This is a genomic window from Mesorhizobium sp. C264A (assembly GCF_040324515.1).
In the GTDB taxonomy this organism is placed as follows: domain Bacteria; phylum Pseudomonadota; class Alphaproteobacteria; order Rhizobiales; family Rhizobiaceae; genus Mesorhizobium.
Window position 1 is genome coordinate 1262143 of the sequence record NZ_JAMYVY010000001.1, and the last position, 15572, is coordinate 1277714.

At 56.3% G+C, this 15572-nt stretch carries 16 protein-coding genes; 11 read left to right on the forward strand and 5 right to left on the reverse strand.

All coding sequences use genetic code 11. The features are described from left to right. Positions 1-478 precede the first annotated feature (478 nt). Entirely contained in the window at positions 479-724 is a 246-nt protein-coding gene (locus NKL04_RS06120; protein WP_084568541.1) for a DUF768 domain-containing protein, read from the forward strand. On the opposite strand, the gene NKL04_RS06125 is transcribed toward NKL04_RS06120, so the two are convergent. Continuing rightward, positions 721-1470, reverse strand: a complete 750-nt coding sequence (locus NKL04_RS06125) for a Stf0 family sulfotransferase (RefSeq protein WP_023701249.1) — start codon at positions 1468-1470, stop codon at positions 721-723. The two genes, NKL04_RS06120 and NKL04_RS06125, sit on opposite strands and share 4 nt — an antisense overlap. Positions 1471-1759: 289 nt before the next feature. Continuing rightward, positions 1760-2026, reverse strand: a complete 267-nt coding sequence (locus NKL04_RS06130; RefSeq protein ID WP_198029309.1) for a hypothetical protein — start codon at positions 2024-2026, stop codon at positions 1760-1762. A gap of 188 nt (positions 2027-2214) precedes the next feature. On the opposite strand from NKL04_RS06130, the gene NKL04_RS06135 reads away from it, so the two are divergent. Next, entirely contained in the window at positions 2215-3342 is a 1128-nt protein-coding gene (locus NKL04_RS06135; RefSeq protein ID WP_023701247.1) for an acyltransferase family protein, read from the forward strand. On the opposite strand, the gene NKL04_RS06140 is transcribed toward NKL04_RS06135, so the two are convergent. The 3 genes from NKL04_RS06140 to NKL04_RS06150 are packed head-to-tail and all read right to left on the reverse strand — an operon-like array spanning position 3339 to position 5034. Continuing rightward, positions 3339-3830 (reverse strand): hypothetical protein, encoded by a 492-nt coding sequence (locus NKL04_RS06140; RefSeq protein WP_352723440.1) that lies wholly within the window; start codon positions 3828-3830, stop codon positions 3339-3341. The two genes, NKL04_RS06135 and NKL04_RS06140, sit on opposite strands and share 4 nt — an antisense overlap. Then, entirely contained in the window at positions 3830-4180 is a 351-nt protein-coding gene (locus NKL04_RS06145) for a hypothetical protein (protein WP_023701245.1), read from the reverse strand. Before NKL04_RS06145 ends, NKL04_RS06140 begins: the two co-directional genes overlap by 1 nt. After that, positions 4180-5034, reverse strand: coding sequence for a hypothetical protein (locus tag NKL04_RS06150; RefSeq protein ID WP_245271420.1), 855 nt, complete (start codon positions 5032-5034; stop codon positions 4180-4182). The genes NKL04_RS06145 and NKL04_RS06150 overlap by 1 nt, the downstream gene beginning before the upstream one ends. Positions 5035-6262: 1228 nt before the next feature. Between NKL04_RS06150 and NKL04_RS06155 the strand changes: the two genes are divergently transcribed. Genes NKL04_RS06155 through NKL04_RS06195 form a run of 9 tightly spaced genes read left to right on the forward strand, consistent with a single transcriptional unit; the run spans position 6263 to position 15544 of the window. After that, entirely contained in the window at positions 6263-7393 is a 1131-nt protein-coding gene (locus NKL04_RS06155) for a DegT/DnrJ/EryC1/StrS family aminotransferase (protein WP_050593571.1), read from the forward strand. A 43-nt stretch (positions 7394-7436) separates the two neighbouring features. Then, entirely contained in the window at positions 7437-8219 is a 783-nt protein-coding gene (locus tag NKL04_RS06160; RefSeq protein ID WP_023701242.1) for an ABC transporter permease, read from the forward strand. Continuing rightward, complete coding sequence (locus NKL04_RS06165) at positions 8216-8962, forward strand: ABC transporter ATP-binding protein (protein ID WP_023701241.1); 747 nt, start codon at positions 8216-8218, stop codon at positions 8960-8962. The genes NKL04_RS06160 and NKL04_RS06165 overlap by 4 nt, the downstream gene beginning before the upstream one ends. Next, positions 8959-9741: a sulfotransferase family 2 domain-containing protein gene (locus NKL04_RS06170; RefSeq protein WP_023701240.1), complete on the forward strand. Its 783-nt coding sequence runs from the start codon at positions 8959-8961 to the stop codon at positions 9739-9741. The genes NKL04_RS06165 and NKL04_RS06170 overlap by 4 nt, the downstream gene beginning before the upstream one ends. Further along, entirely contained in the window at positions 9738-11606 is a 1869-nt protein-coding gene (locus NKL04_RS06175) for a glycosytransferase (RefSeq protein ID WP_352723442.1), read from the forward strand. Before NKL04_RS06170 ends, NKL04_RS06175 begins: the two co-directional genes overlap by 4 nt. Beyond that, positions 11531-12073 carry a glycosyltransferase gene (locus tag NKL04_RS06180; protein ID WP_352724041.1) on the forward strand — a complete coding sequence of 181 codons (543 nt, stop codon included), beginning with the start codon at positions 11531-11533 and terminating at the stop codon, positions 12071-12073. Before NKL04_RS06175 ends, NKL04_RS06180 begins: the two co-directional genes overlap by 76 nt. After that, positions 12070-13689: a glycosyltransferase gene (locus tag NKL04_RS06185; protein ID WP_023701238.1), complete on the forward strand. Its 1620-nt coding sequence runs from the start codon at positions 12070-12072 to the stop codon at positions 13687-13689. Before NKL04_RS06180 ends, NKL04_RS06185 begins: the two co-directional genes overlap by 4 nt. Beyond that, positions 13686-14312, forward strand: coding sequence for a NeuD/PglB/VioB family sugar acetyltransferase (locus tag NKL04_RS06190; protein WP_031209420.1), 627 nt, complete (start codon positions 13686-13688; stop codon positions 14310-14312). The genes NKL04_RS06185 and NKL04_RS06190 overlap by 4 nt, the downstream gene beginning before the upstream one ends. 35 nt (positions 14313-14347) lie before the next feature. Further along, complete coding sequence (locus NKL04_RS06195; protein ID WP_084568539.1) at positions 14348-15544, forward strand: acyltransferase family protein; 1197 nt, start codon at positions 14348-14350, stop codon at positions 15542-15544. Positions 15545-15572 lie beyond the last annotated feature (28 nt).

A 15572-nucleotide genomic window follows, 5' to 3' on the forward strand; every position in this document is an offset into this window, starting at 1 on the left:
GGGCATCAGTTCCGACGAGATCAGCGAAGAAGTTGGCAGCCGAGGTCATCCTCGAGGCGATGAAGAACCGCGCCGGCGGCGAGGGTGGATGACCACCCCTTGCCGAGGTCAAAACGGTTCTGGATTGTCGCAGGGGTTCTCACAACGGTTATCGTGCACGCCCTAGTTATGTCCCTGACCTTTACCGCCTCAGCCCGCACTGATGCCTAACGGACAATTCCAGCGATCCGGACGGCGACTGCATCAAGTCCGCTTTTGTAAATTCTGGTGAGGACGTGCTCTGCGGCTTCTGCCCTTTGAGCAGTGCATCCGCGGAGGTCACCGCCTCCTAGCCTGGCAGGCCTATTGGCGAGGCAGTCCCAAACACCCCAGGTTCCCTTGGCTTCCATGTGGCAGTAAAATCTGTGCTGATGATTTTCCATATCTGCACAACGCCTAGCGCGATCTTTAGGGTGCATCACATCCTTGGAGGTGGTTAATGCGCGCCCGAGCGCCGCACAAAGTGAGCACACGTGGCCTAAGATTTCTCGACAGGTGGGTTGCTGCCGAGCAACTGCCTATTGTGGCGCGGGGAGATCCGATCGCTGCCAGCGAGCTGGCAGATCAGCTGATGACCGCAGCCGAGAAGGCCGGCATCCCTGCCGACGAAATCAACGGCGAGGTCGAAAGCGTATTTGAATCGCTTTTGGAGGTAACGCGGCGTCGCACTGGTGAAATGCTCTAGCCGCGGAACCATTTCCTCCAGAATATCCATTTGGACCTTCTGCGCTTACGAAGCCGCACAATCGGCCTGTCGAAGTCGTCCGGGTCGCACTCGGCAAGAAACCGCCGCCGCCATTCATCGCTTTGCTCGTTTCGCTGCCGTCTGAGACTCAGCTTGCCCTCACGAGGCACGGGAGCATCCAACCCCGCCAGAAGGCCGATGTGCGGGCTAACGCTGTCGAAATCGTCAAGCGTGTCTTCGTAAAACAGGCGGAGTGGTTCGATCCCGGCCCTAGCAAAAAACGAATTCCAGCGACCGGTGCCGATGGCAATCTGGGCAAGGGCGAAGTCGATGCCATACGCCGAGTACTCGGCCTTCTTCACGGCAGCAGTCTTGCTGGTCCAAGCACCATCCTGCGATGCTTTTGCCCAGGAAATTGCCTGGCCGAGCCGATCGCGCCTTTCAAGGTATATCCACCCCGGGTCAGGAAACCACTCCGTAAGCCTGATATCCCTGCTTAGCTCATAGAAATGGGACGGGAACAGTTTGGTAGCTGCTACTCCGTTTGGCGTGGCGCTGGCGGCAATACGGGTGCAACGCTCAACCGTCGGGGTCTTCTCTTCTCGGTTGAAGTATTCTTTCGGATCTCCCAGCACGCCCGTGCTGCGCATCTTTTCGCAAAGAAGCGTGCTGCCGGATCGCTGCAAGGTCGCAATGATAAGCGTCTTGCCGGGACGTTTCCAACCTGTGGGCGGGCTGATCAGCATGGACGACAAATAACAACGGTATCACCGCCGAGTCCACCTTGCCACTTCAGGGATGCAAAACCGACGTCAGTTCGACCTGCCGGTCCTTGGCGAAGTAAATAGCTCCATCATAAGCGTGTTTCTCCTTCGCCGCGGTGCTCCATGCAGAACCAGTGCGAGGGCGCCCGTGGCTTCGCAAAGCCGAACCCTCCATCTTTGCCGCAGCCGGCGTGCTCGCACGCATGATTGTCGACCCGTCGATCACGCGGTGCCGCTGTCATGCCTTCGGCAAGCCGTGATGGTTCATCGCTCATGCTGAAAAGATTCCACAAATCGTCTTGACGGGCAAGGAAAATGTTCCTCTTTTGTTCACATGGCGCACGATCCGATCGACACGCTGGGCAAGGCGACCCGGCACAACATGCTTGTGAAGGCAGAGTGCAGCTGCGGCAATGTCCGCTACTGCCGATCCGCCGACCTGATGATGGTCTATGGCGGAGGTGTCGATCCCTTGAAGCTCAAGTTCGACTGCAACCGGTGTAAGCCGCAGATCAAAATCACGCTTCTCGAGGTCCATCCCGAGCACCTGCCGAAGCGGCTGATGGTCCACAAGCCGATGAAGATCGACAGCAAGATCGTGTGGCATACAGAGAGATTTCGAGGGTAGGTGCTTGCCAAAACAGGGCGCGCTTTGTCCTGCTCGCCGGCGCCAAGTGCCGGCATAGGTAGCTTTGAGATTGTGGTGGATTGAGAATGGGCTGCTAAATGTACGAAACAGCAGCCAGGATGGCCGCCCCAAAAGACAGCAGAATTGAATTTGCGAACTCGCTACGTGGCTTTGCCGCCCTTGGCGTGGCTCTCGGCCATTTTGGCGGCATGTTCTGGACAAAGCCGGAAGTTATTTCCTATTTCACAGGTACGCCGATCCTACCCACGCAAAACCCATTGCCTTGGTTCAGCAACATTGTGCTGTGGCCAATCAACGTTGCGGTCGTCGGCGTTGCGGCCTTTTTCCTGATCAGCGGGCTGGTCATTCCGATTTCAATCGGTCGGAGTTCAACAGTCCGATTTCTCGCGGCTCGCGTGATGAGGCTTTTTCCGACCTATATGGTCTGCTTCACTATCGTGCTTGCCGCCATCGGCGCGGGCTCATGGTATTTTGGAACGTCTTGGCCGCCGATCAGCAACAGCGACATAGCCATTCACTTTCTGCCTGGGTTGCGCGCTCTTTTCGGAAGCAGAGACATCGACGGGGTTGTCTGGACCCTGGAGGTGGAGCTTTGTTTCTACCTGATGTGCGCCTTGGCAGCACCGCTGTTCCGAAGGCAGTCCGTGTTGGTTTTCGCCATCCCGGTTGCATTGGCGGTTGCCGCCTCAATTCCGAACATCAGACCTGACTTTGTCGTTTCGGTCTCGCCCTACCTGGTATTCATGTTCATCGGTGTTTGCTTCTACTATCTACACACCGGTGCCATATCGGGAGTTTCGGCCATAGCTGTATTTTCGGTGACGATTGCCTCAACGGCCGTTGCCTCTTTTGGCGTCCTGCAGGTCAGCTATATGACCGAGGTCGCCGTATCGTATCTGGTCGGGTTAGCCATTTTTACGCTCGCCTATCGGTTCCCAAACTTTGTACCAAAAGGGCGCGCGGTCAATTTCATGGCGAACATCAGCTATCCATTTTACTTGGTGCACGCCATTCCAGGGTATGTCTTGATGTTGATCATCGTTGGCGGTGGCGGGGTGTCAAGAACATTCGCGGTGGCAGCGGCGATCTGTTTTGGCGCAGTCATCGCCGCTGCCGTTCATTATCTGGTAGAGTTGCCGACGCGCCGAATGAGCAGTGATATCCAGCGCAACACGCCGCCGATCGCGGCTACCAAGCTCAGCTAAGGCAGTACGCTTTCGCAGGACAACGCCTTCAGGTCGTCCGGGGTCTTGGCGGCATCGATCGCCGGAAGCTCGGTGATGTCTCGCAGACGCTGCTTTTCTGCTGCGACATCGGCCAGTGCTGCTTTGTCGTCGGCTTCCAGCGCCCTCAGGGCGTCAACGTCCTTCGCTTCCAATAATGGCGCTCGCTCGGCGCGCAGGCGGTCCCTGGTGCAGTCCTTGGCCTTGTTCATGTCGACCGTGATCTTGCCCTTGCGGTCGACCCATGCGGCCCGAAACTCGTGCAGATCGGCCGGAAAATCTTCAAGCTTGCAGCGCCGCCATGACACGGCGGTGAGGCCGAGCGCTGCCCATGTTTGGCCGGTCTTGCCGATCTCGGCTTGAATATGCCCGTCGGTCAGGCTGGCGATGTCATCGCGCTCGAATAGCTGCATGCGCCCGACTGAGCCATCATCGAAGCTCACGGCCACAACGGTGTCGACCTTCATCATCATTGCACTCCAAAGCCTGAAACGTGCCACGCGGCGGGATCGACGGCCAGATTTGTTGTCGCCGTGTTGTCAGTGCAGTCGATGGCGACAGAACCGGCCGCCTGCGAGCCATTGCGGATGTTGGCCCTTCGAGCGTTCGCCACGGCGTAGGTTGTGGCTGTCATCTCCGCCGCGCAGGAGCACATCCAGTTTGCCGAGGCAAAGTCGGTGCCGATGGTGACGGTCAGGATCCCTGGGCCGGTATCGGTGATGCTGGTCACGTTGAAGCTGGCGGCGTTGGTAGGCACGCCCGCCGAGACGGTACATTTTGTCCAGAAGCCGCAAAGGTCGTCTGATTTGAAAGCGCCCATTATATGTATCGCCCTCCGTCCACACAGTTTCCGGCAGCATTGCCAGGAAAGTAGTTCACGCCAGCGGCGCCCGTGTCGACCACGCCGCCTGCTCTTACCGTGTATCTGGGACCCGTCGCCGCACCCGATATGGTATTGGCGTTGCACTGCATGACCGCCCCCGACTCGCAGTAGACCGTGGAATAGACGAACGCAGGCGCTCCACTGAAGGTGACCGTACAAAGCTGAATTTGCAGGATGCCGCCGCCGCCCGCATACCATGCAAAATTGCCGCCACCGCTGCACAGCAGAGTGACCGAAGAGCCGTTGACAACACCGCCATACAGGCATGTGAAATATGCCCAGGCGCAAGCACCAAACTCCATCTTGCCGGGGATCGTCACATTGGCCAGACTTGCTGCCTTGATGCCGGAATCGGCACTTGAAACAAGCTTGAAGCCTTGGATGGAGAGACGCGCGCCCGGCCCCGACACATCGATACACGATGCGGTCGTTGAGATCAGGCAGTTGCTGGGTGTTGTGATGTCGCCGGCAAGCGTGACAATCCCCGTTCCGACCCATGGTCCGCGAAGGGCAATGCCGGCCGTATATGTGGCAATTGCGGCCTGAATGGTGACGTTGTAGATGGAGATGTCGAGCGCAGCGACAACATCGATTGCTTTCTGCAGCGTAAGAAACGCACCGCCAGAACTGTTGATGAGGCCGGTGTTGCTGTCGTTGCCGTCGCCCCGCACATAGTAAGTACGATTGGCCGTCAGGACTTCTCGGCCCGGCCCCGTCGCCCCCGTTGGCCCGATTACTCCGGTCGGTCCGGTTGCCCCGGTGATGCCTGTCGGTCCCGTCGGTCCCGTCACTCCTGTCGCGCCCGTGATCCCGGTGACACCCGTGGCGCCAACTGGCCCTGTCGCACCGACGCCGCCGGTCACACCGGTCGGCCCGGTTACTCCGGTCGGTCCCGTCACCCCTGTCGGCCCGGTAATTCCGGTCGGACCAGTCGCACCGACACCGCCGGTAACGCCCGTCGGTCCTGTGGCTCCTGCCGGACCCGTAGACCCAACCGGGCCACTCGGGCCTGTTGCGCCGACGCCAGCCGGTCCGGTCGGCCCTGTAGGTCCAGTCGGGCCGTCGCCGCGGAGCAACGCCAAAGTCGCCGGCGATAGCGCGTCGGGCGTGACTACCTGATTTTTGAGCTTGCCGTCGCTTCTCCGAACGTCCGCGAGCGCATCGATCGTTTCGTCGGCGCTGCGCACGAGCTCGGTGAGATCAGCATCCATGTTCGTGCCGGGGAAGTTCGACACACCCTGCTGCTCTTGCTGATATGCCGTGTATGAATAATCGAGGACGGGCTTCGTCGGAGAGGGCATTTTGGTGCACCAAGAACGTCGCTTCCAAGATCGCATCGCGGCCGGAGCAGCGCTCCGCACTCAGATTTCAGATGCTTGTTGGAAGTCCGTTGACGTTAGCTCCGGCAGGATTCCGAAGCGGTTGGTGCAGATGCCCGAGTTCTGCTCTGTTCCGGCTGTGGAAATATTACCCGATTTGGGCTCGGAAACCTAGGCTATTCTAAGCGAAACTGAAATCCGCCGTCGACATAGACATCGCATTGCATAAGGCAGTTCGAACGCCGGGCTCGGCGGCGCACCGGACGGCGTGCCAAGTTGGCGGCCTATATTGGATCGAACTACACGGTTTACGACCGGCGGACCGACCGTGGAAACAGTTCTGCCACAGAGCACCCGCGCCTCACGACTACGCATCAGGTAGAGTTGTTCGGCGCGGAAGATGCGAGCAATCCACTTCGCGCCGGCACACTGAGGAGCTACTCGAACGAGCGGTGTATACGGAGGGTTGTGCCGACTCACGCTTTGCGTCGAAATCGAGAGGCCGGAAGCCAAGTTAAGCTCGCTATTGTCGAGAAAGGAACGGTTCGTTGGCTGTTGTCGATAAACGATATGCGGGACCTTTGGCTGGCTCCCCGGAAAACGCCAACATGCGCAAAAAATAGGCAGTTTCTCTATTAACCCGTTGAGTACCCGCTGCCGTCCCGCTAGGATGAGAATCAAGTACACGGGGCCTATTTGGATGAAAAGCGCAACTTTGCCGAGTGTATTCAGCGAAGCTGAAGTAGAACGTATTCCCGTTTATCAACCCTATTTGGCGGGTAATGTATCGAGGTACGTCAACGATTGCTTGGACTCGGGATGGATTTCATCCCGCGGCGAATTCGTTTCCAAGTTCGAAATGGGGTTCGCGGAATTTATCGGAGGGACCGGCGCCACTAGCGTTGCCAACGGGACCGTTGCGATTCATCTGGCGCTGGACGCGTTGGGAATCGGGCCGGGCGACGAGGTAATAGTTCCCACTTTGACATACATCGCTACCGTGAACACCATTCTGCAGACCGGAGCGAAGCCTGTCTTCGTGGATTCGAATGAAGACACTCTGCAGATGGACCCCGAGGGCGCCGAGCTAGCTGTAACCCCCCGGACAAAAGCAATAATGGCTGTTCATCTTTATGGGCATCCTTGCGACATGACTTCACTCTTAGCCATCTGCCGCAAGTATGACCTTCTGCTGATTGAGGACTGCGCAGAAGCATTCGGATCCAAATGGAATGGGCGACATGTCGGAACGTTCGGAGACGCAGCGACGTTCAGCTTTTTTGGCAACAAGACGATTACAACTGGCGAGGGTGGAATGGTGGTGGTGCGCGACCCAGCGATTATGGATCGATGCCGCAGACTCAAGAACCAAGGGGTATCACCGACTCGCGAGTACTGGCACGACATGTTGGCTTACAATTACCGGATGACGAATATCCAGGCGGCAATTGGATTGGCACAACTCGAAATGGCCCCCGAGATCCTCGCTCTGAAAGCTGGATTGGCGCATGCCTATCGCGTGGGACTGACCGGTTTGCCTTTATGCACCCACGAGCCTGTGGGAAACGCAACCCACTCCTATTGGATGTGTTCAGTGATTGTAGATCGTCCTCAAGACCGCGACCCTCTTAGAGCGCATTTGGCGGAACACGGGATAGAAACCCGACCATTCTTTCCGCAGACTCACACGATGCCCCATTGTCGAGGTGAGGGAGAATTCCCCGTTGCTGCGAGCCTAAGCGCTCGTGGCATCAACCTACCAAGCTACCCCGGTTTGAGCCAGGGTCAGGTCAATAGGATTTGCGCTGCGATACGCTCGTTTTGGAGATAACCTCCTCCAGGATTCGGTGCGGGCGCAGCCGCAAGAGGGATGAATCGTGAATTACCTTAGAGGTATCTGGGCTGCCCGCTATTTCTGGTGGCACTTGTCGATGTCGGATTTGCGTTCGCGGTGGCGGCGCTCCTTCTTCGGTCTGTTTTGGTCCATACTCCAGCCTCTCGGCTTAACTTTGCTGCTGTCTCTGGTTTTTAGCCGAATCTTCGGCATGCGGATTACGGAATATGCCCCTTACATCCTGTCAGGGATGATTATGTGGGAGTACGTGGTCGGCTCGGTGATCGGAGGGTCACTAGCTTTCGTGCAGGCTGACGCCTACATCAAGCAAACACGGCACCCCCTTGCGATCTATACACTGCGCAATGCTTTGTCGGGCTTAATCGTTCTCGCGACGGCAAGCGTAGCGTTGGTTGGATGGGTGCTTATCGTTATGCCCCACAATTTTGGCTGGTGCTGGCTGGCCGCCCTTTCCGCATTTCCGATACTTGGCCTCGTCGCCTGGGCAGGGGCAACGATTACAGCCTACATCGCAGCGCGCTTTCGCGATTTGCCTCACGCCCTGGGCCTGATCATGCAAGCGATGTGGTTTGTCTCCCCAATCTACTTTGAGCCATCGACGTTTCGAAACGGGGATCTACACGCGCTCGTCGACTTCAATCCGATATATCACTTATTACAGATCGCGCGGGCTCCGCTCTTGCACGGGCAGTGGCCGACCATGGAGAACTATGGCTGGTCTGGCGGAACGTTAGTTGTTCTCGGGACTATCGCCATCCTAGTTGGGCGCCGGTCTGAGAAGCGGGTGATCTTCTACCTATGACAAACGCCATTCACCTCAAGAACGTCAACTTGCACTACGCATCGGTGGCCTTCCGTGAGCGCTCTCTGAAGTCCTTGGTTGCCGCTTGGGTTAGCCAAGGCCGGAGCAAGCGCGACCTGACCGACATCCATGCACTCAAAGACATTTCACTAAGCGTCGACCAAGGGGAGCGGATTGGCTTGCTTGGCCACAATGGCGCCGGGAAGAGTTCGTTCCTAAAGATGGTTGCGGGTCTCTATCCGATTTCGTCGGGGTGCAGAGAAGTTAGCGGAACAGTCAGATCGATGCTCGATTTGAGTCTTGGCTTCGAACCTGATGCTACCGGACGCGAGAATATTCTTTATCGTGGTCTGCTGCTTGGCCTTGCGCCAAAGAAGATGCGATCAATGGAAGCCGAGATCGTCGATTTCGCCGACCTTGGTGAGTTCATCGATTACCCGCTCAAGACCTATTCCGTCGGCATGCAAGTCCGCTTGGCCTTCGCGATCTCAACGTCTGTCGGTGGCGACATTCTTCTTCTGGACGAAGTCGTCGGAGCGGGCGATGCTCGTTTCATGGGAAAGGCTCGAGCCCGGATCATGAGCCTGGTCGAGCAGTCTGAAATCATGATCCTGGCTAGCCATGACCTAGCTACGGTGCGCCAATTGTGCCAGCGGGGGCTTGTTTTTGCCGACGGGCACATCGTGTTGGATGCACCAATCGAGCAGGCGATTAAATTCTATGAAGAGAATTTCTCAAAATGAAAGCTCTCTCTAGCATTCTGCGAACTCCTGCCCCGGACGACTTGCGGAATCTGAAATATCCCATCGCCTTCGTACACATCCCCAAGACGGCTGGGACGGCGTTCGTCGAATATTTAATTGAGAATATTGGTGATCAGTCCAAAGTAGCGCCGCCGTTTATGGGTGATATGGCAGTGACCAGAGATGGACGAAGCTCGTATCAGCTCTACTGGGGACACTATGATTATTTCCTGCTAAAGGAAACCGGCCGGAGATTCACATTCGTCACCTTCCTACGGCACCCCCTGGCAAGGGCGATTTCCCAATGGAAGTCGTGGTCGAACCCCAACAATCTGACGGAAGCCTGGTTGAACGTCATGGAGCCCTATCAGATCGAAGCGCTCCGTTTCGCGCAGAATGCGACGCTCGAAGAATTTATCATGTCCTCAAATCCGTACATTGAGGGGCACATTAGAGACGTGCAGACCAGGTATTTGGCTGACGCTCCCGACAGGCCCGGTATGCTAGATAGCGCAAAACGCAATCTTGAAGCCGTCTTCCGTTTTTGCGGAATTGTCGAACGTTTCGAGGACTCTATCAGGCTGTTTCAGGCTAGCTTCAAGAACTCCCTGCCATACGCTGTCGCTCCGACCCGTGAAAACAGATCAAGGGAAATCGACGTGCACCTCTCTGCGGCAGCACAGGCCCGCGTTCGCGCTTTAAGTTCAAACGATTTTGAGCTCTATGACTTCGGCTGCAGGCTGTTCGAAAAGCGGTGTCGCAAGGTGCTCCGAAATTGAACGATATTATTATCTCCCCTAAAGCCAATCCGGTTTCCGGAGCGACGCTAAGCGCAACGGGAATGCCGCGCATCATGTGGCTGTTGAACCACAGTTCGGCTCGCCGATTCGAAATCCCAATGCTTAGAGCTTGCGGATTTGATGAAATTTTTCTTCCGAAAATCCATCCGGTCGATCCCAGTTTCCGCAGCGCGTCGGTAGACTTCTCAGAAGATAAAAACCTGACGATTCCCCCCGCGGATCTTGCTGTCTTAAATGCGGCAGATTGGTATGGGGATCCCGGACGTGATGCCTGGGCGGTGGCCAACCGCCATTTTTCGCTACTCTTTTTCATTGTTCACACGGCGGAAGCGCTGGGTAGCATATCCGACCATTTTCAGGGGGCTGCAATATGGCGGGCCTATGGGCTCGAGCGAACGAATAGCTACTCGAACATTCGCAAGCATTTTACGAATGGCGTCAAAACCGTCGAGAAAATGGGGGATCGTTTTTGGTTCGGCGAAGCCTATGAGGACTTACGTGAGGTGGAAGGCGAGCTGATTCAAAGGCGAGCCGTCTACCTGCCGCTCGGTCTACCCGCGACGGACGTAATAAATGGGTGGACGGGCAGGGATCGTCGCGTCTTTTTCGTCTGCCCAGACATCGGTTTCAATCCCTACTATCGAGGGATCTTCGAAGAATTCAGTCGTGATTTTGCCGGTTTGCCCTATGCGGTCGGTGGGAGCCAACCCATAACTGTCGCCGATCCAAATGTCCTCGGCTTTGTCTCCAAGGAGGAGCACGAACGCAACATGCGGGAAATGCGGGTGATGTACTATCACTCCCGCGAGCCGCGTCATATTCACTATCATCCATTTGAGGCGGTACGAGCCGGCATGCCATTGGTTTTTATGGCCGGCGGTATGCTCGACAAGCTCGGAGGCGTTGGCCTCCCTGGCCGGGCGCGGACAGGAGATGAGGCAAGGTCCAAGATCCAGAGGCTGCTACAGGGAGACGATCGCCTGATTGAGGAGATCCGAACAAGTCAGCACGTGCTGCTAGACCCTATGCGGCCGGAGAAACTCGAGGACACATGGCGGAGAAACCTAACCCACGTCGTTGAGCGGTTGCAGGTTTCCAGCGCTTCGCAAATCGCTGTACGGACACGAAAGAAGCGGATCGCGATTATATTACCTATCGTTTATCGCGGCGGAACGTTGCGTGCTGCCAAGCTCCTCGCGGAGGCGGTTTCGCGCGGTTCCGAGCAAGCCGGGGAATCTGCGGAAGTCGTGTTGCTCCATCTCGATCAACCTTCCGCGTATTCCGCAAAGGATTGGTCTGATTTGCCTCCGTCTGTGACCACCAGGACCTTCAACTGGTGGGTCTTGGACAAGGCCGAAGCAAAGACGGCAATGATGTTCGACGGCCACTCTGACTGGAATCCGGTCTATGAGAAATATCTGGTGGTCGACGATGGAATAATGCAACTTGGCGACTGCGACCTGTGGGTAGTGATTTCGGATCGGCTGTCATTGCCGATATTGCCCATGCGACCTGTGATGCTGACTGTCTTCGACTATTTACAGCGCCACTATCGAGTCTCTGATCTTGATGAGCAGATTTTGCTGGCTAACCGGTTGGCCAAACACGTACTGGTCACGACAGAGTTTACCAGGCAGGACGCTCTCCAATATGCGGGCATCGATCCCGCCGTGTCACCAAAGTGCCAATGCTGGTGCCCGGAAGGGGCCAGGCTACGCGGCAGCGAAACGAGGGTGACGAAGGTACACACTTCATCTGGACAACCAATCTGGCGGCACACAAGAACCACCGTAGAGCTCTGGCCGCTTTGCAGCTCTACTATGAGACCTACCAAGGCAAACTGAGCTGTCACGTGACGGGTTTCGGCTCTAGCGAAATCCTTAAAAGCCAGTTGCCACACCTTGAAGGCCTTAACCGGGTCGTTGCCGGTAGCCGTGCGCTTCGGCAGAAAGTGAGATTTCTGGGCGAGCTGTCTGACGAAGCCTACCGAAGGGAACTCGCTGCGGCCGCATTCCTATGGCACCCGACAGAATTGGACAACGGTACGTTTAGTGTCATTGAGGCCGCGCACTACGGTGTTCCGTCTCTCTCGAGCGACTATCCGGCAATGCGTGAGATGGATGGTCAATTTCAGCTCGGCCTATCTTTCATGGATCAGGAAGATCCTGAAGACATGGCTGCTCAGTTGCACGAAATGGAACTCAATCTGGCGGAGCGAAGGCACTCTTTGGCAACCGAGAAACATCTCGAAGAGCAAGGTGTGGAACACCTAGCGTCTAGCTACTGGCGCGTCGTACGCGAACTCATATGAGAAAGTACGGCATTTTCATCGCATACGCCCCGACTATTGACCTTCGGACAGAGGGGCTAGGGCGGTATTTGTCCTCGTTTCTCAAGGCGGCCACGGCCCGGGGTGATGCTCATTTCGCGATTCTTTGCCCGAGTTGGTCTCGAGAAGCCCTAGTAAAGCTATGCAAGGAAGCCGATATCCCCACCCAGGCTTTCAGTTTTGTCGGCCCCGATGAAACCCCGCTGTTGTATCGGGTTTATCAACTTTTCCAGCGTGGCAGAGAGACGAAGAAGCGCCGCAAGCGCTTTCAGGCGATCCGGGATAGACTTTATCCTGTGGCGTTTGCCCATGCCGAATGGCTGAAGGGCCGTATTGCAAGTACGAGAAGCCTTACGGCCCTGACGGCCTTCGCCTTGTATTGCGTGTCCTTGTCGGTTCCCCTAGCCGCCATCGTTCTCGGGACACGGCTCGTAAGGAGGAGCCGGACCCTAGCCCGTCACGGGTTGAAGCATACTGCTGGAGTACTATGGCAAAGCATTACTTCGCTTAGCTTGGTGTCGCCCTCAACCGTCCGTTTCAGACTCTACGAAGTTATGCTGGAACGGGAAACCGCTCTGATGATCCAAAGTGGGAACAGACAGAGTGATATTAGCGCCTGGTACACCCCAGCCGCCTTCTGGCCAAGAGTATCGGATTTGAAGGCGCCTGTGCTGACCTGCGTTCCTGACGTCGTTCTCGCCGAATTCCCCGTAGGCTTTGCGAGACACGGCGGCGTTCCCATGCAGCACGCATACCAGACGGTGGCCAGCACAATTCGCCGGAATAAGAATTTCGTCACTTACAGTGATCATATCAAACAGAGGATCCTCGTTGAAAAATTCGGCGTCGATCCCGATGCAATCCGGACTATACCCCATGCCCCGAACGACCTAAGTCGTCCCATCTCGATCACCGGTTTTGTCGACAACGAAGCAACCGCGCGCGCTTACGCCGAGATGTTGCTGCTCGGCGCTGTCCGGAAGGCCAGCAATGAGCGGTATGCCAGTACTTTTAGCAACCCGCAGGTGAAGTTTCTTTTCTATGCCAGCCAGTTTCGTCCATCTAAGAACGTGATCACACTGCTTCGCGCCTATGAGTGGCTTCTCCGAAAGAGACGGATAGGTCACAAACTGATTTTGACTGGCTTCAGCCACTACGAGAGCGTCAGGATTTTCTTGGACCAACACAACTTACGCTCGGATGTGTTGTGCGTTCACGGACTGACCGAACCGGAATTAGCCGCCTGCTATAAGCTCGCGGATGTGGCGGTGAGTCCCAGCCTTTCTGAGGGCGGGATGCCTTTCACCTTCACAGAAGCGCTGTCGGTCGGCACTCCGGCGATTTTGGCCGATATTGATGTAACCCGCGAAATAATAAAGGACCCGGCACTCCGCGAAGCGTCTCTTTTCGATCCCTATGATTGGAAGGCTTTGGGCGAAAAATTAGAATGGGCCATTCAGAACCGCTCGTTGCTCTACCAACAACAACGGAGATTCTATGACGATGTGCTGGCAAAGCGGTCTTGGGCGAATGTAGTCGGAGAGCATCTGGAGATCCTTGACGGACTGGCTGCCCGAGAGATGGTGGCGGCAAAGTGACATCAGAAACGGGTATCTACGTTCTAGGTTTTGGTGGTCATGCCCGTAGCGTAGCCGATGTTGCCTTGGCAGCCGGAGTGAAGAATCTAATTTTTGTGGATGTGCAAGCCCGACCGTCCGAGACCTTCGCCGGCTTTCCGGCGATCACCGCTTTGCCTGTGAGGTTGGCCCCAGGATGGAGCATCTTTCCTGCCATAGGAGACAATCTCAGCCGAAAGGCAGTGTACAATCAACAAATTGCACCAATCGCGAAACTGATATCTCCAAACGCCACAATCGGCGTCCTGGCTGAGCTGGGCGCGGGGACGCTAGTAGGTCATCATGCGCACGTAGGGCCAGCAGCGGTAGTCGGCCGCGGCGTGATCATAAATACCGGGGCAATTGTCGAACACGAGTGCCGGGTAGGAGACTTTTGTCACATCTCCGTAAATTCAACGGTCGCCGGCCGTACACACCTCGGGTCGAACGTATTCGTGGGGGCCGGCGCCACCATTATCGACAAAATCGCAATCTGCGATGACGTGATGATCGGGGCTGGAGCGACCGTAGTCGACCACATCACGGCATCTGGTGTGTACATTGGAACTCCTGCCCGTCTCCTTAATAAAGCTCAAGGCGGGTAGCGTACTCGCGAGAGCCGCCCAAAGGACTGTTCCGCATGTCAAATCGCAATCTTCAGCTAGACAGCCTGCGCGGTGTCGCGGCGGTGTGCGTTGTATTCCATCATTGTATCCATATCGCCGACCCGCATCTCGTTCCCCGCGTCTTGAACGCACCTTTGAGCGCATTGCCTGCCGGGGACATTGCTGGCAGAGCTTTGCTTTCTGTATTTGCCGGCGGGATGGCGGTGAACCTCTTTTTCGTCCTTAGCGGAGCCGTTCTCATGGCGTCGCTTCAGCGAGAAACGACTTTCAGTTTTTGGACTGCTGTAAGCTTCACGGCGCGGAGGATACTTCGGATTTACCCCGCCCTTATCGTCATGGTCGTCGGGTTCGGGCTGCTGAGTTGGGTGTATCCGCCAAGCCATTCGCCTGGCCCGTTCACCATTCGACAGCTCGTCGAAAATAGCTTGCTCATTACCAACCATGTCAATGGGGCCACATGGACCTTACAAACCGAAATGCTGATGGTGCCTTTCATCTTGTTGACCGCGTTCGGACGATCGGTGTTTGGCAACATCGCTTCGGTCCTGTTTCTGTTTTGGGCTACCAGCTGTCTGTTTCTCGGTGCGCCTTTTGCGCCGGCTCTGATGAACGTAGCCCTACCATCTTTTGCACTGGGGATGCTCGTTCCGCTGACAATCAGCGACGATCCGAGAAAGCTCCCGGGTTGGGTCGTGCTCGTGGCGTTGTTTGCGATGATTTGTATCCGGTTCGCATTCCCGGTCGCAGATATCAAGGCTCTGATAGCTGAGTTGGCTCTCTCTTTCTTAGCGGTCTCGGTTCTTTTCCGTGGAGGCGAAAGCAACCGCGCATTCGCCAACCCGATAATGACGAGCTTAGGCCGCATCAGCTTTGGAATTTATCTGATCCATCCGGTGGTGTTGTCGGCGCTTTTGCCTCTTGTCGTCACGATCTTTGGCTGGGACTGGATCGGAACAAACTACGGTGTCTTCGGTGTGTTTTTTGGAGCTGTTGTTACGGCGATAACGATCCCGTTGTCACAACTCTCTGAGCGCTATGTAGAGCGTCCGTTCATAAGATTTGGCGAAGAAGCATTCGGCGCGAACAAAATTCCAGCAAGCTGGAGGCGATCGAAGAATTCTCTCGCGCACTCAGTGGCATTAGATACGGCCGGCGCCGCTGGGGTGCCTGCGTTGATAGGTCATAATACGAAGTTAGTGCCGGGCCGTTGACTCGAACAATGCAAGAGATTTCGACTTG